This is a genomic window from Streptomyces marispadix (assembly GCF_022524345.1).
GTDB lineage: Bacteria > Actinomycetota > Actinomycetes > Streptomycetales > Streptomycetaceae > Streptomyces > Streptomyces marispadix.
In genome coordinates this window covers 3752022-3772747 of record NZ_JAKWJU010000002.1, presented here as the reverse complement: position 1 = coordinate 3772747, position 20726 = coordinate 3752022, and the positions used below count along the sequence as shown (strand labels likewise).

Annotated in this window: 12 protein-coding genes and 1 pseudogene; 1 reads left to right on the top strand and 12 read right to left on the bottom strand. The window is 70.8% G+C overall.

The window, feature by feature from the left end:
• Nucleotides 1–6: 6 nt before the first annotated feature.
• From MMA15_RS15755 to bldG, 9 genes are all read right to left on the bottom strand, one after another.
• Nucleotides 7–1617, bottom strand: a complete 1611-nt coding sequence (locus MMA15_RS15755; protein WP_241060413.1) for an alpha/beta hydrolase — start codon at nucleotides 1615–1617, stop codon at nucleotides 7–9.
• Between the two features lie 344 nt (nucleotides 1618–1961).
• A complete protein-coding gene (locus tag MMA15_RS15750; RefSeq protein WP_241060412.1) occupies nucleotides 1962–3179 on the bottom strand; it encodes a DNA polymerase III subunit delta' in 1218 nt (405 codons plus the stop codon).
• Between the two features lie 266 nt (nucleotides 3180–3445).
• On the bottom strand, nucleotides 3446–6544 hold the full coding sequence (gene tmk, locus MMA15_RS15745; protein ID WP_241060411.1) for a dTMP kinase: 3099 nt from the start codon (nucleotides 6542–6544) through the stop codon (nucleotides 3446–3448).
• A 264-nt stretch (nucleotides 6545–6808) separates the two neighbouring features.
• The gene (topA, locus tag MMA15_RS15740; RefSeq protein ID WP_241060410.1) at nucleotides 6809–9718 is read right to left on the bottom strand and encodes a type I DNA topoisomerase; all 2910 of its coding nucleotides are present in this window, start codon (nucleotides 9716–9718) and stop codon (nucleotides 6809–6811) included.
• A 349-nt stretch (nucleotides 9719–10067) separates the two neighbouring features.
• Nucleotides 10068–11714, bottom strand: coding sequence for a DUF7059 domain-containing protein (locus MMA15_RS15735; RefSeq protein ID WP_241063217.1), 1647 nt, complete (start codon nucleotides 11712–11714; stop codon nucleotides 10068–10070).
• A gap of 270 nt (nucleotides 11715–11984) precedes the next feature.
• Entirely contained in the window at nucleotides 11985–12545 is a 561-nt protein-coding gene (locus MMA15_RS15730; protein ID WP_241060409.1) for a small secreted protein, read from the bottom strand.
• 226 nt (nucleotides 12546–12771) lie between these two features.
• Nucleotides 12772–15219: a sodium-translocating pyrophosphatase gene (locus MMA15_RS15725; protein ID WP_241060408.1), complete on the bottom strand. Its 2448-nt coding sequence runs from the start codon at nucleotides 15217–15219 to the stop codon at nucleotides 12772–12774.
• Nucleotides 15220–16077: 858 nt separating this feature from the next.
• Nucleotides 16078–16533, bottom strand: coding sequence for an ATP-binding protein (locus MMA15_RS15720; protein WP_241060407.1), 456 nt, complete (start codon nucleotides 16531–16533; stop codon nucleotides 16078–16080).
• Nucleotides 16534–16636: 103 nt separating this feature from the next.
• On the bottom strand, nucleotides 16637–16978 hold the full coding sequence (gene bldG, locus MMA15_RS15715; RefSeq protein WP_019547857.1) for an anti-sigma factor antagonist BldG: 342 nt from the start codon (nucleotides 16976–16978) through the stop codon (nucleotides 16637–16639).
• Between the two features lie 220 nt (nucleotides 16979–17198).
• Between bldG and sftH the strand changes: the two genes are divergently transcribed.
• Complete coding sequence (gene sftH / locus MMA15_RS15710) at nucleotides 17199–19685, top strand: DEAD/DEAH box helicase (RefSeq protein ID WP_241060406.1); 2487 nt, start codon at nucleotides 17199–17201, stop codon at nucleotides 19683–19685.
• Between the two features lie 234 nt (nucleotides 19686–19919).
• Here sftH and MMA15_RS15705 read toward each other — a convergent pair.
• The 3 genes and pseudogenes from MMA15_RS15705 to MMA15_RS15695 form a co-directional block, all read right to left on the bottom strand.
• Nucleotides 19920–20228, bottom strand: a pseudogene (locus MMA15_RS15705) (Rv3654c family TadE-like protein); the annotation flags it as partial.
• On the bottom strand, nucleotides 20167–20532 hold the full coding sequence (locus tag MMA15_RS15700) for a TadE family type IV pilus minor pilin (protein ID WP_241060405.1): 366 nt from the start codon (nucleotides 20530–20532) through the stop codon (nucleotides 20167–20169). The pseudogene MMA15_RS15705 and the gene MMA15_RS15700, both read right to left, overlap by 62 nt.
• Nucleotides 20519–20686, bottom strand: a complete 168-nt coding sequence (locus MMA15_RS15695; protein ID WP_241063216.1) for a DUF4244 domain-containing protein — start codon at nucleotides 20684–20686, stop codon at nucleotides 20519–20521. The genes MMA15_RS15700 and MMA15_RS15695 overlap by 14 nt, the downstream gene beginning before the upstream one ends.
• Between the last annotated feature and the right edge of the window lie 40 nt (nucleotides 20687–20726).

Below are 20726 nucleotides of genomic sequence, written 5' to 3'. Positions count from 1 at the left end.
CCGCGCCTATGAGCACGTCTTGTCGTCCTTCGGCGCCTCGCCCTTGAGGAGGTACCGGTCGACCGTGTCGTTGATGCAGGCACCGCCGCGCAGGTACGCCGTGTGTCCGTCGCCCTCGTACGTCAGCAGGCGGGCCGCGGCGAGTTGGCCCGCCAGGGACTGGGCCCAGGCGTACGGGGTGGCCGGGTCCCGCGTGGTGCCGACGACCAGGATGGGGTCGGCGCCCTTGGCGTCGATGCTGCGGGGGCGGCCGGTCGGTTTCTCGGGCCAGTAGCCGCAGTTGAGGGCGGCCCATGCGAAGCCGCGGCCGAAGACCGGGGAGGCCTTCTCGAAGGAGGGCAGCGCCTTCTTCACGGCGTCGGGAGACGAGAAGGCGGGCGGGAGGTCGAGGCAGTTGACGGCAGGGTTGGCGAACATGATGTTGCCGTAGTGGCCGTCGGGGTCGCGCTCGTAGTACTCGTCGGCGAGGGCGAGCAGGTCCGCGCCGTTGCCGTCCATCGCCGTCGTGAGGGCGTCGCGGAGCTGCGGCCAGGAGCTCTCGTCGTACATGGCGCGGATGACGCCCGTAGTGGCGAGTGACTCGGTGAGTTCGCGGGGGTCGCCGGTGCGAAGCGGCTTCTTGTCGGTCTTCGCGAAGAAGGCGCTGAGCCGGCGGCCCGCGTCCTTGGTGCTCTTGCGGCCGAGCGGGCAGTCGGACCTGGAGACGCAGTCCTTGGCGAACTCGCGGAAGGCGGTGTCGAAGCCGCCCGTCTGGTCGCGGTTGAGGCGCAGCATCGTCAGGGACGGGTCCAACGCGCCGTCGAGTACGAGCCTGCCGGAGCGCTGGGGGAAGAGCCCGGCGTAGAAGGCGCCGAGGTAGGTGCCGTAGGAGGCGCCGACGTAGTTGAGCTTCTTGTCGCCTAGCAGGGCGCGCAGCATGTCCATGTCGCGGGCCGCGTCGACGGTCGAGAGATGGCCGAGCAGGTCTCCCGCCTTCTTGTCGCAGCCCGCCGCGAACTTCTTGTACGCGCTGACCAGTCGGCCCGTCTCCCGCTGGTCGTCGGGTGTCTGGTCGGTCTGCGTGAAGCTGTCCATCTGCTTGTCCGTCAGGCACCGCACCGGCTCGCTGCGGGCGACGCCGCGCGGGTCGAGGCCCACCAGGTCGTAGCTGCGGCGCACCTGCGGCGGGTAGCCGACGGCCGCCGCCTGCTGCACGTAGTCGACGGCGGAGCCGCCGGGACCGCCTGGGTTGACGAGCAGCGAGCCGATCGGCTTGCCCTTGCCGGACGCCTTCTTACGGGCGACAGCGAGGGAGAGGTCCTTGTCGCGGTCCGGGTGGTCGTAGTCCAACGGGGCCTTCATACGGGCGCATTGGAAGCCCTCGTCGCCGCAGTCGCGCCAGGAGAGCTTCTGTTCGTAGTAGCGCTCGAGCTCGGCGGGCACGGCGGCGGGCAGCGGCTTGAGCGGCTGTGCGTCGGTACGGCCCGCCGCACGGTCGCTGCTGGCGGACGAAGGGGCGCCCTCGGGCGAGCCGGAGCCGCCCGAGCTGCCCGAACAGCCCGTCGCCGTGAGCAGTGCGGCCGTCGCGAGTACGGCGAGTGCGGTGCGGGGCAGGCGGCTGGTGTGCCTGATGTGCATGGACCATCCCTCGGTTCGCGTCGGACCGTTCGGGCCGTCGGGGCGGGCACGGCAATCGAGGTGGAGCGTATCCGCCCCGAGTACCACAGATGTTCCCGTGACGGGTGCGGCTCCTCATAAGGGTGAGGGGGCGGGGCAGTCGGCCCACGGGGCGCCCGACATTCGTCCATGCGCTCCCGACCGCCGGTAGACGCCCGCGGCACGACATCCCGTCAGCCGACGGAGCATCAACCCCGCGAGCCCGTCCGGGACATCCGCCCGGCAGGCGCAGTCAGCCACAGTCAGTCGTCAGTCGTCACTCGTCAGTTGCCAGTCGTCAGATATCAGTTGCACGTGAGGCGCCGTCAGCCCGCGCGGAGTGTCATCGTCATCGCCTCGACCGCCAGCAGGGGCGCGACATTGCGGTCGAGCGCCTCCCTGCACTCCAGTACGGCCTCTATCCGGCGCAGGGTCTGCTCCGGTCCCGACTCGGCGGCGAGACGGGCGACCGCGTCCCCCGCCTCCTCGTTCGCGAGGGCCACTCCGGAGCCCAACTGCCTTGCCAGCACGTCCCGGTAGAACCCGGTGAGATCGCTCAGCGCCAGGTCCAGAGAGTCGCGCTGAGTGCGGGTGGCACGCCGCTTCTGCTTGTCCTGGAGCTCCTTCATCGCACCCGCGGTGCCGCGCGGCAGCCGGCTGCCCTTGCCCTCGGAGGCGCCGAGCGCGGTACGCAGCTCCTCGGTCTCCCGCTCGTCGTGCTCCTCGGCGACCTCCTTGGCGTCCTCGGCCGCCGTGTCGATCAGCTCCTGCGCGGCACGCAGCGCCCCGCCCACGTCCGCGACCCGCTGCGGCAGCGTCAGGACCGCCGCCCTGCGCCTGCGCGCCCGCTCGTCGGTGGCGAGCCGCCGGGCCCGGCCGATGTGCCCCTGGGTGGCGCGCGCCGCGTAGGCCGCCATGTCCGGTTCGATGCCGTCGCGCCGCATCAGCAGGTCCGCGACGGCGTCCACCGGAGGCGTGCGCAGCGCGAGATGGCGGCAGCGGGAGCGGATCGTGGGCAGCACGTCCTCCGTCGAGGGCGCGCAGAGCAGCCATACGGTGCGCGGCGCGGGCTCTTCGACGGCCTTGAGCAGCACGTTGCCCGCGCCCTCGGTCATCCGGTCGGCGTCCTCCAGGACGATCACCTGCCAACGGCCGCCCGAGGGCGACATCTGCGCTCTGCGCACCTGCTCCCGGGTCTCCTTGACGCCGATCGTGAGCAGGTCCGTACGGATCACCTCGACGTCGGCGTGGGTGCCGACCATCGCCGTATGGCAGCCGTCGCAGAAGCCGCAGCCCGGTGCGCCGCCGAGCGCACGGTCCGGACTCACGCACTGGAGCGCCGCGGCGAAGGCGCGCGCCGCGGTGGAACGGCCGGAGCCGGGCGGTCCCGTGAAGAGCCACGCATGAGTCATGGCGGAACCGGACAGCGCGGCCGAGCCGCGCCCCTGGGCCTCGGCGGTGACATATGCGTCGGCGTCACGGGCGGCGGCACTGAGCTGTGCCGTCACTCTCTCCTGACCGACCACGTCGTCCCATACAGCCACCGCTGCCCGCCCCCTTCCTCGCCGCTCGGGCCTCGGCCCGTCCAGTCGTACGCCTGGCGCCGCGGACGTCTCGCGCCGCGCACGCCGGACGCCCACGCCGATCCGGCCCGACTTGGCCGGCGCATGCTCGATCGGCGCTCACGCGACTTCGCGCGTACGACATCCGTACGCCGACCATTGTGGTCCACGGCACCGACAGTCAGGACACACGAGCCCGGCAGGCGGGGAACCCCGCAGCGGCGGCTCCCCTTACGACGCGGCGGAGGTCACTTGCCGCGGCGGCGCCTGCGGCCCCCGCGCTCCTCTTCGTCGTCCTCACCGGAGCCCAGCAGTTCGTCCGCGAGCGACGGCACGTCGTCGAGCGGCGTCTCCTCCGCCCAATCCGGACGGGGCCGTCCGCCGCGCCCGTTCTCGGCGTCGACCTGCGGGATCTCACGCGTACGTTCCTGCCGGTCCTGTCCGCGTCCCTGCTCCTGCGCGGGCTCCTCCGCCGGGACCCGCGGCAGCAGCGTCGTCTCCTCGTCCTGCCGCGCCGCCTGGCCGGACCGGCCCGCCTGCCCGGAGTCGTCCCCGTAGCCCTCGGACGGCCCGGTCCGCGGCATGACGTGCGTGCGCTCGGCGTCGTAGCCGCCGTGGGCCGCCTCGCCTCCGCCCTGCTCGTCTTCCGGCTGGGGCAGCTTGGCGGTGTCGCCGTCGGAGCCGTCCGGGTTCACGGCGTCCGTACCGCCGGAGCCGCTCGTACGGTTACGGGCCTGCTCGGCACGCTGAAGCGCTTCCTCCGCCCGGCGCTGCTTCTCCAGGCGACGCTCCTCGGCCTGCGCACGCAGCCTGGCCTCCTCCTCGGCGAGGCGCCGCTGGCGTGCGATCTCCTCCTCGCGGGCACGCTCCTCCGCCTCCCGGCGCTGGCGCTCCTCCTCGGCGATACGGCGCGCCTCCTCGGCCCTGCGCCGGGCCTCCTCCGCGCGGCGTGCCTCCGCCTGCTGCCGCTCCAGCTCCTCGGCGCGACGCTTGCGGTCCTCCTCCTCGGCCCGTACGCGGGCCATCTTCTCCTGCCGTTCGCGCTCCTGACGCTCCTCCTCCGCCTTGCGCGCGGCCTCTTCTTCGGCCTTGCGGCGGGCTTCGGCCTCGGCGGCCTTACGGGCGTCCTCGCGTGCCTGGATCTCCGCGTCCGACAGCGGCAGCACCTCGTCGAGGCGGTGCCGTACGGCCGTGGTGACCGCCTCCGGCTCCTGCCCGGCGTCCACGACGAGATAGCGGGCGGGGTCGGCAGCGGCCAGGGTCAGGAACCCGGCACGCACCTTGTCGTGGAACTCCGCGGGCTCCGACTCCAGCCGGTCCGGCGCCTCGGTGAAGCGCTCACGCGCCGTCTCGGGCGAGATGTCCAGCAGCACCGTCAGATGCGGCACGAGCCCGGCGGTCGCCCAGCGCGAGATGCGCGCGATCTCCGTCGGCGACAGATCTCGTCCGGCGCCCTGGTAGGCGACGGACGAGTCGATGTAACGGTCGGAGATGACGATGGCGCCGCGCTCCAACGCGGGACGGATGACCGTGTCGACGTGCTCCGCGCGGTCCGCCGCGTACAGCAGTGCCTCCGAGCGGTGCGACAGCCCTGCCGACGACACGTCGAGCAGTATCGAGCGCAGCCGCTTGCCGACGGGCGTCGCACCGGGCTCCTTGGTGACGACGACCTCGTGGCCCTTGGCCCGGATCCACTCGGCCAGCGTCTCGACCTGCGTGGTCTTGCCGGAGCCGTCGCCGCCCTCCAGGGCGATGAAGAAGCCGTTGCCTGCCGGTGCCTCCTTGGGGTGGCCGCCGCCGAGCGCGTCGAGCAGGTCGCGGCGCAGGGTGACGCCCTGGCGGTCGTCCGTACGTCCGAGCACGAGGGCCGCCACCGGCAGCAGCAGCGCGCCCACCAGCATCAGCGTGAAGGCGGCGCCGCCGTGGTCGAAGACGAAGTCCCCGGCCGCGACGCGGTGCGGCCCGATGAATCCGGCCGCCACCGGCGCGGCCAGTGCCCCGAGCCCGATCGCGATGCGTACGACGGCCTGCAAGTGCTCCGTCATACGGGCACGTTGGGCGTCCTCGATCTCCTGGTCGAGCAGCACGTGCCCGGCCTGTGCGGCCACGCCCGAGGAGAGCCCGGCGACCGTCATCAGTACGAGGCCGGTCGTGGCGTCCGTCACCAGACCCGCTACGAGCAGGGCGAGACCGGCGACGCCTATGGCGATGGCGAGCAGCCGCCGCCGCGACAGCAGCGGAAGCGTGCGGGGCGCGAGGCGGATGCCCGCGGCCGTGCCCCCGGCGAGCGCGAAGACCTGCAACCCGAAGCTGATGGGACCGCCGCCGAGGTCAGCGGCGTGCAGGGCGGCGAGTGCGACGGCGGAGGCGATGGCCCACGCGGTCGCGGAACCGGCGAGCACCAGCAGCGGCACCGCGCCCGTACGGCCCTTGCCGTCGCCGGATGCCGAAGCGGAGCCGGAACCACCGCCGGCGGGGGACCCGGTCCTCGGCCGCCGCAGACCCTGAAGTGGCGAGCGGGGGCGGGGAGTTCCGCCGTCGGGCAGCTCCAGGAAGTAGACGACGGACAGCGCGGCGGCGAACAGCCCGGCCGCGACATACGAGCCCAGGGCCGCCTGATGCGTGTGGAACCAGGCGAAGGCCGAGCTGAGCGCGTTGCTGACGAGCGTGACCGCGACGAGCCCGATGGCGGCGACCGGGAGCGCGACGAAGGTGCTGCGCAGCCACAGCCGCCGCAGCGCCTCCTGGCGGTCGGGCAGCGGTCGCACCGCCGCGCCCTCCGGCGGCGGCGCGGGCAGCAGCGCGGGTGCGGCGCTGTCCTTGGCGACGGTCCAGAAGCGTTCGGCGACGCCGAGCACGAAGACGGTGCTCAGTACGAGCACGAAGGCGTTGCGCGGCATCCAGTCGATCCACATGGGCGCGACGATCAGCGCGAGCGCACGCAGCGCGTCGGCGGTGAACATCGTCCACCGGCGGTCGAGCACGCCCTTGCCGGGTGCGAGCAGCGCCGAGACCGGACCGAGGAGCACGGCCCCGAAGAGGATCGTGGCGAGCAGTCGTGCGCCGAAGACCGCGGTGATGACCAGGGCCATGCCCCGGTATCCGCCGCCGAAGACCGCGTCGGCGCCGGCCGCCCGTACGGTCGCTGCCTGAAGGGCAAGCAGCAACAGCACCAGCAAGGCCAGTGCGTCGCCGATGCCGCTGGTCAGATGGGCGCTCCAGAGTCGCCGCAGCGGACCGAAGCGCAACAGCGCACCCACGGCGCGCTCGCGCGACTCCGCGGCGAGTGCGTCGTCGGGGGCGTCAGGGGTGGGGGTTACGCCCATTGGCTGATCTGCTCGCGTCATGGCGGTCAGGGTATAGGGAGCCGTGCAGGCCGTGTGTCCCAGCCCGAACAAACGGGCGGGACCTGGGGTTTACTCTTCACGAGCCCTCCGAAGGCCCACGAAAGGCTCTGCGGCGTCCCGGCCGCTTCCCGGCTCGTCGGGCCCGCTCCCCGGTCGTTCTCCGGTCGTGCTCCGGCCCGCGCGACGAGCCGTTCTCCCGGGCCGTTCTTCCACCCCGTTCGCGTACCCCGCCCATCGGCCCTCTCCCCTGGCCTGGCCCGGGTCTTACTCCCCCGAGCCGTCCTTCTCCGACGCGGACGTCTTCGACGCCGACGCCGTCTTCTTCGCGGCGGCCTTCTTCGTCGTGGTCTTCTTCGCTGCCGTCTTCTTCGCGGTGGTCTTGGCGGAGGTGCTCTTGGCGGTGGTGGTCTTCTCCGTCGCCTTCTTCGCCGTGGCCTTCTTCTTCGTCGCCTTCTTCTTGGTGGCCTTCTTCGCGGGGCCCTTCGCCCGCTTCTCGGCGAGCAGTTCGAAGCCGCGCTCCGCGGTGATGGTCTCCGGGTCGTCGTCCCGGCGCAGCGTCGCGTTCGTCTCGCCGTCCGTCACATACGGGCCGAAGCGGCCGTCCTTCACGACGACGGGACGCTCGCTCTGCGGATCGGTGCCCAGCTCCTTCAGCGGGGGCTTGGCGGCGGCCCGGCCGCGCTGCTTCGGCTGTGCGTAGATCGCCAGGGCCTCGTCGAGCGTGATCGTGAAGATCTGCTCCTCGGTCTCCAGCGAACGCGAGTCGGTGCCGCGCTTCATATACGGCCCGTACCGGCCGTTCTGCGCGGTGATCTCCTCGCCGGTCTGCGGGTCGGTGCCGACGACCCGCGGCAGCGACAGCAGCCTGAGCGCGTCGTCCAGCGTGATCGTGTCCAGCGACATCGACTTCAGCAGCGACGCGGTGCGCGGCTTGACCGCGTTCTTGCCCGTCTTCGGGGTGCCCTCGGGGAGCACCTCCGTGACGTACGGGCCGTAACGCCCGTCTCTGGCCACGATCGGGCGGCCGGTCTCCGGGTCGGTGCCCAGCTCGAAGTCGCCGCTCGGCTTGGCCAGCAGCTCCTTGGCCAGCTCCACGGTCAGCTCGTCCGGCGGCAGGTCGTCCGGGACGTCGGCGCGCTGGCCCGGCTCGTCCGGTGAGGGCGGCGGGCCTTCGACGTACGGGCCGTAGCGGCCGACGCGCAGCGTGATGCCCTCGCCGACGGGGAAGGACGAGACGCCCTTGGCGTCGATCGCGCCCAGGTCGGAGACGAGTTCCTTGAGTCCGCCCAGGTGGTCGCCGTCGCCGTTGCCGGAGTCGGCCGCCGAGCCCGGCGCACCGACGGAGCCGTCCGCGCCCCCGTCCGCATTGCCGTCCTCGCCGAAATAGAAGCGGCGCAGCCACGGCACGGAGGCCGCGCTGCCCGCAGCGATACGGTCGAGGTCGTCCTCCATCTTGGCCGTGAAGTCGTAGTCGACGAGGCGGCCGAAGTGCTTCTCCAGCAGCCCCACGACGGCGAAGCTCAGGAAGGAGGGCACCAGGGCCGTCCCCTTCTTGAAGACGTAGCGCCGGTCGAGGATGGTGCTGATGATCGAGGCGTATGTGGAGGGGCGGCCGATCTCCCGCTCCTCCAGCTCCTTGACGAGCGTGGCCTCGGTGTAGCGCGCCGGCGGCTTGGTGGCGTGGCCGTCGACCGACAGCTCGTCGGCGGTGAGCGGGTCGCCCTCGCCGACCTGCGGCAGGCGGCGCTCACGGTCGTCCAGCTCGGCGTTGGGGTCGTCGGAGCCCTCGACGTACGCCTTGAGGAAGCCGTGGAAGTTGATGATCTTGCCGGTGGCGGTGAACTCGGCGTCCCGCCCGTCGGCGGCCTGCCCGCCGACCTTCACGGTCACGGACTGACCGGTGGCGTCCTTCATCTGGGAGGCGACGGTCCGCTTCCAGATCAGCTCGTAGAGCCTGAACTGCTCGCCCGTCAGGCCCGTTTCGGCAGGCGTACGGAAGCGGTCGCCGGAGGGGCGGATCGCCTCGTGCGCCTCCTGGGCGTTCTTGACCTTGCCCGCGTAGACCCGGGGACGCTCCGGCAGATACTCGGCGCCGTAGAGCTGGGTGACCTGCACGCGTGCGGCGTTCACCGCGGTGTCGGAGAGCGTCGTGGAGTCCGTACGCATATAGGTGATGAAGCCGTTCTCGTACAGCTTCTGCGCCACCTGCATCGTCAGCTTCGCGCCGAAGCCGAGCTTGCGGCTGGCCTCCTGCTGAAGCGTGGTCGTACGGAACGGTGCGTACGGCGAGCGCCGGTACGGCTTGGACTCGACGGAACGCACCGAGAAGCGCGTCTCCGCGAGAGCGGCGGCGAGCGCGCGGGCGTTCTCCTCGTCGAGGTGAAGCACCTGGTCCGGGTTCTTGAGCTGCCCGTCTGCGCCGAAGTCGCGGCCCTGGGCCACCCGGCGGCCGTCGACGGTGTTGAGCCGCGCGCCGAAGGTGCCCGGCTCGGCGTCACCGGCGCCACGCTCCGTGGCGAAGGTGCCCGTCAGGTCCCAGTACTCGGCGGAGCGGAACGCCATGCGCTCCCGCTCGCGCTCCACGACGAGGCGGGTCGCGACCGACTGCACACGGCCCGCCGAGAGCCGCGGCATGACCTTCTTCCACAGCACCGGCGAGACCTCGTAGCCGTAGAGCCGGTCGAGGATGCGGCGGGTCTCCTGGGCGTCCACGAGGCGCTGGTTGAGGTCGCGCGGATTGCGGACGGCGTCCTGGATGGCGTCCTGCGTGATCTCGTGGAAGACCATGCGGCGCACCGGCACCTTGGGCTTGAGCACCTCGCGCAGATGCCAGGCGATGGCCTCGCCCTCGCGGTCCTCATCGGTGGCGAGCAGGAGTTCGTCGGATTCGGCGAGAAGCTGCTTGAGCTTCTTGACCTGCTCCTTCTTGTCCGTGTTCACCACGTACAGCGGCTCGAAGTCGTGGTTGACGTTCACACCCAGCCGCGCCCAGGACTCGCCCTTGTACTTCGCGGGCACCTCGGCGGCGCCGTTGGGAAGGTCGCGCACATGCCCCACGCTCGCCTCGACCACGTAGCCAGGGCCGAGGTACCCCTTGATCGTTTTGGCCTTGGCGGGCGACTCGACGATCACGAGTCGGCGCCCGCCGTTTGCGGGCTCGCGGGTCGGGGACAACTTCTCGCTCTTCTCTCCGGTCGGCGTTCGGCATCGGTGTCGCTGCGGAGTGTGACGGTACATCCCGGCTGCGTGTCAAACGGGAAAACTCCGCAACGCAACTCGAACGGTAACCCGACATCCGGCGGTCCTGCCGCCCGATGCGGCCCGATCCCCATGCCGAGGAGAGCACGGGACCGCCGGTGATGAGCGAAATCACGCCGAAAATACGATCACTGCCGAGTTTGCGGGAGTATCCGATTCGGCGACTTCGCCGAGCACCGGCCCTCGGCTGTGTCCGGCCCGGCGTACGAGACCGACTTCCGGGTTACGCCACGGCTTCGGCTGCGCGACCCACGCGGCGGCCCCGCTACGCGACTGCCTCGGTCGGCAGCAGGAACCCCTGCTCCACCAGCAGACGGATCGCCCCCGGCGTACGGTCGCGCAGCATCACCGGGTCCTCCCCCACGAGCTGCGCGATCGCGTCCAGGATCCGCCATGCCGGCAGCGACCCGTCGCACACCCCGGCGAACCCGGCCCCGACGGTGTCGACCTTGGTCGCCCGCCGCATCCCCCGCTGCTGCCGCAGCACCACATGCTCCGGGTCCTCCGCGCCAGGCATCCCGACCTGCTCCTGTACGACTCCGTCGGCCAGCCGGAAGTGGCAGTCCAGCAGCGCGGCGTCGTCGGTGGCGCGCAGGAAGTCCTGACGCTCGAAGTGCTGAACCACCTCGTCTCCCAGCGGCTGTTCGACCGGGTGCGGCCACTCCTCCACCACGATCGCGGGGTCCTCCGCGCCGCTCTTGCGCAACGTGATCCACCCGAAGCCGACCCCCGTGGTGCCCCTGCGCTCGAACTCGTCCAGCCACTCGCCGTACCGGGCCGCGTACGCCGCCCGCCCCGCACGGTGATCGCCCGCGTCCCGCAGCCACAGCTCCGCGTACTGCATGACGTCCTGCACCTCGCGCTGCACGATCCACGCGTCGCAGCCGGGCGGCACCCATGAACGCAGGCGGTCGCGCCAGTCCTCGCCCTGCGTGTGCTCCCAGTTGGCGAGGAGCTGGCAGTAGCCGCCCGGCGCGAGGCGGTCCGCGGACTGCTCGACGAGGGTGCGGCACAGGTCGTCGCCGGTCATGCCGCCGTCCCGGTACGTCAGCCGGGCACCCGGCGAGATCACGAAGGGCGGATTGGAGACGATCAGGTCGTACGGCTCGTCACCGGCGACCGGCTCGAAGAGAGTGCCCTCGCGCAGTTCCACGCCGGACGCTCCGGAGAGCGCCAGGGTCAGCCTGGCGACGGCGAGCGCACGCGGGTTGAGGTCGGTCGCGGTGACATGGGTGGCGTGCTCTGCGGCGTGCAGGGCCTGTACGCCCGAACCGGTTCCGATGTCGAGGGCTCGGGCAGCGGGCACGCGCACGGTGATCCCGGCCAGCGTCGTCGATGCTCCGCCGACGCCGAGGACGACGTCCCTTCCACGGGGACCGTCCTGCGTGCCGACGCCTGAGGCGCCGCCGACGGCGCAGCCGAGGTCGGCGACGATCCACCAGTCCTGGCCGTGGGGTCCGGCGTAGGGCCGTACGTCGACGGTCGCCCGCACCGGCGAGTGCGCTCCCGCCTCGGCATCGGTCGCGACCGCTTCGGACGCCTCCGCTTCCGCCTCCGTCGTGACCGCGTCGGACACCTCGCCTTCGGACGCCTCGGCTTCGGACGCCTCCGCGGGCACCAGCCAGCCGTCGGCCAGCGCCTCGTCCAGCGGCAGCGCCTCCCGTGCGTGCTCGCGCGGGACGCTCTGCTGAAGCAGGAACAGCCGGACCAGCGTCTCCAGCGGGCTCGCACCCCGGGTCGCGCGCAGTGCCGGGACCGCCTCGCTGCGCGCGAGTGCCGCGTACGCGGGGCCGCCGAGCAGGTCGAGCAGCCCGTCGGCGGTGAAGTCCGCGGCGCGCAACGCCTCCCTCAGCCTGGCGGTGCGATCGGGGTCTGCTTGGGGAAGGCGCTCGCTCGTACTCACGCAGCCCATTGTGACGCCCGGTGTGCACGCGGGCGCCGCCCCGGGTGCCGGGGACGTGGTGCGGCGCAGGGGCGTGAGCGGGTGGCGTACGGGCGTGAGCAGCGCGGGGAGGCGGGGGCCGGAAGTCCGCGGGTCTGCGGTCCGCAGGTCGCGGTCCGCGGGTGCGCGGTCCACGGGTCTGCGGTCCGGGGTGCGCGGGTGCGCGGGTGCGCGGTCACGTGCGGGGCGTGCCGGGTCCGCCCCGACTGCGCGGCCGCCGTACCGGCTGCGCGCCTCGGCCTACGCCCCCGGCGAACCCCCGGACCGCTTGCACCCCTTCTGGTTGGCCATCGCCTTGCCGATGTCGCCGGACTGAAGCTTGCTCAGCGCCTTGTCGCCGCTCTTGCCCAGAGCGTCGAGCTGGGTGGCGATGCCTTGCAGCCCCTCGGCGAACTTCGCCTGGTCCTTGGTGTTCAGGCCGTCGACGGTCTTACGGAGCTGGCCGTACTTGGTCGAGATGCCGCGCAGTTCCTTCACTGCGTCCGCGTGCAGCTTCTCGCCGTCGTCGACGGGCGGCGGGCCCGCGTTGTCGACCGCGGTGCCCAGGGACTTGTAGGCGCCGGAGATCTTCTCGAACGCGGCGGCGTCCGTCTTCTTGACGTCCTCGGAGGAGTTCTTCTCCTTCGACGCGTCGTTGATGGACGCGTTGGCCTCCTGGATCTTCTTGACCTGAGGCTGCACCTGGTCGCAGACCTTCTTGGCCCACTCGTCCGCCTGAGCGCCGCTGTTGTCGCTGCAACCGGTCAGCGTGAGTGCGATCGCCGCACCCCCGGAGAGTGCAGCCGCAAGTTTTTTCTTCACCGGATCGGTCCCTTCCGTGGCTGTTCGGCCCGGAACATACACGCCCCTGGGGCGAGGGCGGGGACCCGGCCGAGAAGATTGCGCAGTTTTCTGGTGCTTTGCACCACGCAGTCGACCTTGTGTGGTGCCCCACAGAGACAACAGTGAGGCGGGCAGGGCGCCAACACGCCCTGCCCGCCTGTCTGTTGATGCAATGTGACGTGACCTGTCAGGTCCCGTCAGTCACTCAGGAAGCCGCCACGGGGTCGCCCGGCTTCGCCGTGCGCTCCGCGTCCTTCCCTGCGTCGCCGCCACCGCTCTCGGAGCCCGAGCCGGTGTCGCCGTCGCCGTCGGTGTCGCTCATCGCGATGCCGCGACGCTTCGACACGTAGACCGCGCCGACGATGACCGCCGCGGCCAGCAGCGCCACCATCGCGCGCACGCCCACGCTCGCGTCGTCGCCGTAGGAGAACTGGATCACGGCGGGACCGATGAGCAGCGCCACCAGGTTCATGACCTTCAGCAGCGGGTTGATCGCCGGGCCCGCGGTGTCCTTGAACGGGTCGCCGACCGTGTCGCCGATGATGGTCGCCTCGTGGGCCTCGCTGCCCTTGCCGCCGTGGTTGCCGTCCTCGACGAGCTTCTTGGCGTTGTCCCAGGCACCACCGGAGTTGGCCAGGAAGACCGCCATCAGCGTGCCCGCGCCGATCGCGCCGGCCAGGAACGCCGCCAGCGCACCGGCACCGAAGGTGAAGCCCACCAGGATCGGCGACAGCACGGCCAGCAGACCCGGCGTCGTCAGCTCACGCAGGGCGTCCTTGGTGCAGATGTCGACGACACGGCCGTACTCCGGCTTCTCGGTGTAGTCCATGATCCCGGGCTTCTCCCGGAACTGACGGCGGACCTCGTAGACCACCGCACCCGCGGAACGCGACACCGCGTTGATCGCCAGCCCCGAGAAGAGGAAGACGACCGCGGCACCGAGCATCAGCCCGACCAGCGTGCTGGGCTGCGCGATGTCGAGGAGTTGCAGCATCTTGCCGCTGCCCTCCCCGGCCTCGCTGAGCGCGCTGACGAGTTCCGTACGGTACGAGCCGAAGAGCGCCGCCGCGGCCAGCACGGCCGTGGCGATGGCGATGCCCTTGGTGATGGCCTTGGTGGTGTTGCCCACGGCGTCGAGGTCGGTGAGGACCTGGGCGCCGTCGCCCTCGACGTCGCCGGACATCTCGGCGATGCCCTGAGCGTTGTCGGAGACCGGACCGAAGGTGTCCATGGCGACGATGACGCCGACCGTGGTCAGCAGACCGGTGCCCGCGAGGGCAACGGCGAAGAGCGCCAGCATCACGGTGCCGCCTCCGAGGAGGAAGGCGCCGTAGACGCTCAGGCCGATCAGCAGCGCCGTGTAGACGGCCGACTCCAGACCGATGGAGATGCCCGAGAGGATGACGGTGGCCGGGCCGGTCAGCGACGTACGGCCGATGTCCATCACGGGCTTGCGGTTGGTCTCGGTGAAGTACCCCGTGAGCTGCTGGATCACCGCGGCGAGCACGATGCCGATGGCTACGGAGACGATGGCCAGCACCCGCGGGTCGCCGCTGTGGCCGAGGATCTCCTGCGCATCGCCGCCGACGCCCTTCAAGTCGGCGTAGCTGGACGGGAGATACGTGAACGCCACGATGGCGACCAGTACGAGGGAGATCAGCGCGGAGATGAAGAAACCGCGGTTGATCGCCGTCATGCCGCTGCGGTCGTTGGTGCGCGGAGCCACCACGAAGACGCCGATCACGGCGGTGATCACGCCGATGGCCGGGACCATCAGCGGGAACGCCAGGCCGTCGTTGCCGAAGACCGCGGTGCCCAGGATGAGCGCGGCGACCAGGGTCACGGCGTACGACTCGAAGAGGTCCGCGGCCATGCCCGCGCAGTCGCCGACGTTGTCGCCGACGTTGTCCGCGATGGTCGCGGCGTTACGCGGGTCGTCCTCGGGGATGCCCTGCTCGACCTTGCCTACGAGGTCGGCGCCGACGTCGGCGGCCTTGGTGAAGATGCCGCCGCCGACACGCATGAACATCGCGATCAGCGCGGCGCCGAGGCCGAAGCCCTCCAGCACCTTGGGGGCGTCCGCGGCGTAGACGAGCACGACGCAGGCCGCGCCCAGCAGGCCGAGGCCGACGGTGAACATGCCGACGACGCCGCCCGTACGGAAGGCGATCTTCATGGCCTTGTGCGAGACCTGAGTCAGGTCCGCGGCGGGCTCGCCCTCTGCGGGCGTGGCCTCACGGGCGGCTGCTGCCACCCGTACGTTGCTTCGCACCGCGAGCCACATGCCGATATAGCCGGTGGCCGCGGAGAATGCCGCGCCCACCAGGAAGAACAACGATCGTCCTACACGCTGGCTCATGTCATCGGCAGGCAACAGGAACAACAAGAAGAAGACCACGACGGCGAAAATGCCGAGCGTGCGCAACTGACGGGCAAGATAGGCGTTCGCGCCTTCCTGCACGGCAGCAGCGATCTTCTTCATGCTGTCGGTGCCCTCGCTCGCGGCGAGTACTTGACGGACCAGCACGACGGCGACGCCGAGAGCTGCCAGGGCGACCAGCGCGATCACGATGACGAGACCGCGATTGCCAGTGGTCAGCATGGCATCAGCGAGGTGCAGGTGGTTCTGAGTTGGGCTGAGGTGCCCCGCCATTCGTCCTCCTTGACGCTTGGCGCAGGGGCGCGCGGTTCGGTGGCCGGCTCCTGCTTGCAAAGATGTGGACGGATTGTAGGGATCAGCTCCAGAACAAAACAGTGCACCGTTTCGGCGATCCGCCTGCGACGGCGGAGATCAAATGGAGTTCCTGTAAGGAATTCGCCCGTACGAGGTAGCTTTACAAAAGAGCTGACACTGTAAAAAATGATCGCTTCGGCGCCCCGGCAGGCCCCATTTTTCACATCAAAGTAGCTCAGTGATCCGTTTCCGGAAGCGGCCTGACCGGGAGCGCGGACACGTCGCGGCCATGGGTCAGATGAGACGCATGTGGCGTGTGAGGTGATCCGGACTCGCTTGATGAAGATCCCGCAACATCTTGCTACCGCTTCGGCAGTGGCACTCCTGGGACAGCCTTGCACGCCTGCTCACGGCACCGGCGACGAGGGTACGAGCCCGGTACGCCGAGCCTGCCCGGGACGCTCAACGGGCCGACGCCGGGGCCGAGTTCGGGGATGCGGCACGAAGTGGACCCAAGGCTTGGGCGGGTGCAGTCGAGCCCGCTTCGCGGAGCCCGGCCCCGTGGGCAAGATCCCGGCTGTCGTGCCGTCGTCGTCTCTGCGGTCGTCCCCGCTGTCCGTCGGTTCCCGATCGGGTCCACTCCGCGGTACGGGGGCCGCTCCTGGGGACTCATGTTCCAACGGTGAAGAAGCCACCCGGCAGGACGCCCGCCCGGCGAAGCCGTCCCGGATCGGGCGGCTACGAGGCCCTACGTGACGGTGCTGCGTCAGGCCGCAATGTGCCGCCCTGAAACGGCAGTTGAAGTTCCGCAGACGCGGCAGCCGGCGGACCGGAAGGTCAGGGCAGCACCGGCTCCGGAGCGACCGGCCAGCTCATGCGGATCAGACCGCCGTCGTCGTCGGCGGTCACCTCGACGTCGTCGACGAGACCGCTGATGACCGCCAGGCCCATGTCGCTCTCCGCCTCGTCGTCGTCGGACGAGCCGGCGGGCGCCGGGGAAGCGGCGTCGGATGCCGAGACGCCACGGGAGGAAGCAGCGGCTGTGGAGGTCGAGTCACCGACCTCGATGGAGAACTTCTTCTCTTCCTCGATCAGCGCCACACGCACTGGGCTCTCAAGACCGTGGAGCACATGGAGCCCGACCGCACGCGAACACGCCTCGCCGACCGCGAGCCGGACCTCGTCGAGCACGGCCTCGTCCACCCCTGCTCGCCGCGCGACCGCGGCGGCCACCAGCCTCGCCGTACGCACATGCTCCGGCAGCGCGCTGAATCGGAGTTCCACGATGGCCATGCCATCCCCCTTGAACTTGCCTTGATCACATTCCCGGGTACCGGGCTCCAAGAGCCCGGCACCTCCAACGACGTTCCGGTACCCGGTCCGCTTCCGGCGGACCTCAGTCGGTCGCCGCCACGGCCTCGTCCACAGAACCGTGGATCGGGAAGACCTTCGTCAGACCGGTGATACGGAAGATCTTGAGAATGCGCTCCTGGTTGCACACCAGGCGCAGCGAGCCCTCATGGGCACGCACCCGCTTGAGCCCGCCGACGAGCACACCCAGCCCGGTGGAGTCCAGGAAGTCGACGCCTTCCATGTCCACGACGAGGTGGTAGCTCCCGTCGTTCACAAGCTCGACCAGCTGCTCGCGCAGCTTGGGCGCGGTGTATACATCAATCTCGCCACCGACCTCGACGATCGTCCGATCGCCTACGGTCCGGGTCGACAGGGACAGGTCCACGGATCCTCCAGCACCTTGCTATCGAGTCGTCCACCAACTGAGACATCCCGGCCGAGGAAAGGCCGGGACAGCAGGCGGATCGGCAGCCGCAGAAGCATTCAATCACTTACCGGCGTGCACGCACGACGCCTTGCTGTCATTGTGCGTCGCGCCGGTGACACAGCCGGTGTCCACGGCCGGCCGACCGCATCTGGTCGGCACGAGCGTACGCTCACCTGCTGTGCCCTCCCGCAAGGTCCCGGACAGCGATCCCCGCGCGGTGCTCGCCCGACTCACCGCCGGGGCCGGCAGGGCTGCGCGTATCACTCATACGGAGCACTTGCCCCCGCGGATCGGTCGCCATGCCGACTGGCCCGAGCAGATCCGACCCGAAGTGATCGATGTCGTAAGGGAATTCGGCATCGAACGACTCTGGGAGCACCAGGCGCGCGCAGCCCGTCACGCGCTCCTGGGCGAGTCAGTGATCATTGCCACAGGCACCGCCTCCGGCAAGTCCCTCGCCTATCTTCTCCCTGTCCTCAGCACGCTTCTCGACGGTACGGAGAGCGGGGCCGCGGGCACCGCCAAGGGTGCCGAGACCGGCAGGACCGGTGAGAGGAGTACGGACGGGACGGACCGCACGGACAGTGCGGACAGTGCGGAGCGCCCGGACCGCACGGCCGGCACCGGCGGTGTGCCAGGCGGAACGGCACGCGGAGGCGGACGCGGGAGCACCGCCCTCTATCTGGCGCCGACCAAGGCGCTCGCCGCCGACCAGCGCAGAGCGGTCTCCGAACTGGCCGCGCCGCTGGGCACCTCCGTGCGCCCCGCCGTCTTCGACGGTGACACCCCCGTCGAAGAGCGCGAGTGGGTACGGGTCTTCGCCAACTACGTACTCACCAACCCGGACATGCTGCACCGCGGGATACTCCCCGCCCACGCCCGCTGGGCCTCCTTTCTGCGCTCGCTGCGCTATGTCGTCGTCGACGAATGCCACACGTATCGCGGGGTGTTCGGCTCCCATGTCGCACAGGTCATACGCAGGCTGCGCCGCGTATGCGCCCGCTACGGCTCCTCCCCCGTCTTCCTCCTCGCCTCCGCGACGGCCGCCGAACCCGGCGAGGCCGCCACGCGACTGACCGGCGTGCCCGTGAAGGAGGTGACCGAAGACACCTCTCCCCGGGGCGAGTTGGTCTTCGCGCTGTGGGAGCCGCCGCTGACCGAGCTGGAGGGCGAACGCGGTGCCCCCGTCAGACGCACCGCCACCGCCGAGTCCGCGGAGCTCCTCACCGACCTCGCCGTCCAGGGCGTACGGACCGTCGCGTTCGTACGCTCACGGCGAGGCGCCGAACTCATCTCGCTCATCGCACAGGACCGCCTCGCCGCCGTGGACCGTTCCCTGAGCGAACGGGTCGCCGCTTATCGCGGCGGCTATCTCCCGGAGGAACGTCGCGCGCTCGAACGCAGCCTCCACACCGGTGACCTCCTCGGCCTCGCCGCCACCAACGCCCTCGAACTGGGCGTCGACGTATCCGGCCTGGACGCCGTGCTCATCACCGGATATCCGGGCACGCGTGCCTCCGTATGGCAGCAGGCCGGACGCGCCGGACGTACGGGAGAGGGAGCCCTCGCGGTGCTGGTCGCCCGCGACGATCCGCTCGACACCTATCTCGTACACCACCCCGATTCGCTGTTCCGCGCGCCTGTCGAATCGACCGTCCTCGACCCCGACAACCCCTATGTACTGGCTCCCCATCTGTGTGCCGCCGCCTCGGAGGCCCCGCTCACGGAGGCCGACTCCGCGCTCTTCGGTCCCGGCTTCGCCGATCTGCTGGGCCAGTTGGAAGAGCGCAGGCTTCTGCGACGGCGTGGGTCCTCCTGGTATTGGACGCTGAAGGAGCGGGCCTGTGACCTCGCCGACATCCGCGGTTCCGGAGGCACCCCGGTCCAAGTCGTGGAGGACGGTACGGGGCGGCTCCTCGGCACCGTCGACGCCGGGGCGGCACACACCACCGTCCACGAAGGTGCAGTGCATCTGCATCAGGGCCGCACCTATGTGGTGCGGCAGCTCGACCTGGAGGACTCCGCCGCCCTGGTGGAGGAGGCCGCACCGCCCTGGACCACGATGGCCAGGGACACCACCAGCGTCTCCGTGCTCGAAACGGACCAGGAAGTCCCCTGGGGCGACGCGAGGTTGTGCTATGGCACCGTCGAGGTGACCAATCAGGTCGTCTCCTATCTGCGCCGCCGCCTCATCACGGGTGAGGTCATGGGCGAGACGAAACTCGACCTCCCTCCGCGCACCCTCCGCACGCGGGCCGTGTGGTGGACGCTCACCGAGGACCAGTTGGAGGCCGCCGGGATCGCGCACTCGGTGCTTCCCGGTGCTCTGCACGCCGCCGAGCACGCCGCCATCGGTCTGCTGCCGCTGTTCGCCACCTGCGACCGCTGGGACATCGGCGGAGTCTCGATCGCCCTGCATCCCGACACTCTGCTCCCCACCGTCTTCGTATACGACGGGCAGCCGGGCGGCGCCGGCTTCGCCGAGCGGGCATTCCGTACGGCACGCGGCTGGCTCACCGCGACCCGTGACGCGATCGCCGCCTGCGAGTGCGAGTCCGGATGCCCCTCGTGCATCCAGTCGCCCAAGTGCGGCAACGGGAACGAACCGCTGCACAAGCGCGGCGCCGTCCGTCTGCTCACCGAGTTGCTGGCCTCCGCTGTCTGAACGGAGGCCGCGCCATAGCCCGGTCCGTCCATCGGAGACCTCCGAACTCCCGCCGATACAGGAGACGTTGGGCGTAACGGCTGAGGCGCGGTGACAGGTGGTGGAGGCGGAGTCGGGGGCGTCAGCGGCGCCATGAGCCTGGCCCGGCGGCAGGGCGCCTGGTGGTCCGGGCGGCCCCGCTCGGGACCTTACGACCGGGGCGTACGGTCCGGCCGAGACCCGGGCCGAGACGTCAGCGACCTCCCCGGTGACGGCACACCTCACCAGCCGGGCGTCCTGGGCACGGGCGACCTCCCTGGCGGCAGCGCACGCCCGCGCCCGTCCTTCGAGGGCGTGGTCGGCAGCGGCAAGTGCCGACAGATCGGCAGCGCCAGCCGCTCGGTGACGCGCGGCGACGACCTGGCCGAGCCCCAGCACCACCGCCAGGACCGTGCACAGCACCACGCCGCTGAGGGCGGCCCACACCGTGGCCGACCCACGCTCATCCCCCCGCACGGCCGACCGCCCCAACTCGCTCCTCCGCCATGGCCACGGCCTCGGCATCAAGACCGAGGGACAGCGGGCCCGGTCCGGCGGTGCGTGCCCGTACACCCACCCGAACCAGCCGGTCTTCCCGCGCCGTCTCCACGGTCGCGCCATCCGGCGCCGCCGAACGTACGGCGGAACGCACCCCTTGCTCCGGCTCCCCGCGAGCCGCCGCACGGGCGCCCGCCCGCGCGGCGTCGACGCACTGGATATGTGCGGCGGCAGCCATCACTCCCCACAGCAGCATTCCGAAGAGCAGCACGAGGGCGGGAATCACGACCGCGGTCTCCGCCGTCACATAGCCGTCGTCAGAACTTGGCATGGAGCGCCCTCTCGATGAGCTGCTGCATCTCACCGCTGACGGCGCCGCTCGTGACGACCTTGTACAGCACCGCGGCGAAGCCGCACGCCGCGATGGTGCCCACCGCGTACTCCGCCGTGCTCATCCCGGCTTCCGAGCCCAACTTGCCGTTCATGTCGCGCACTTGGCTCCGGATCGCACTCGCGGTCCGCTTG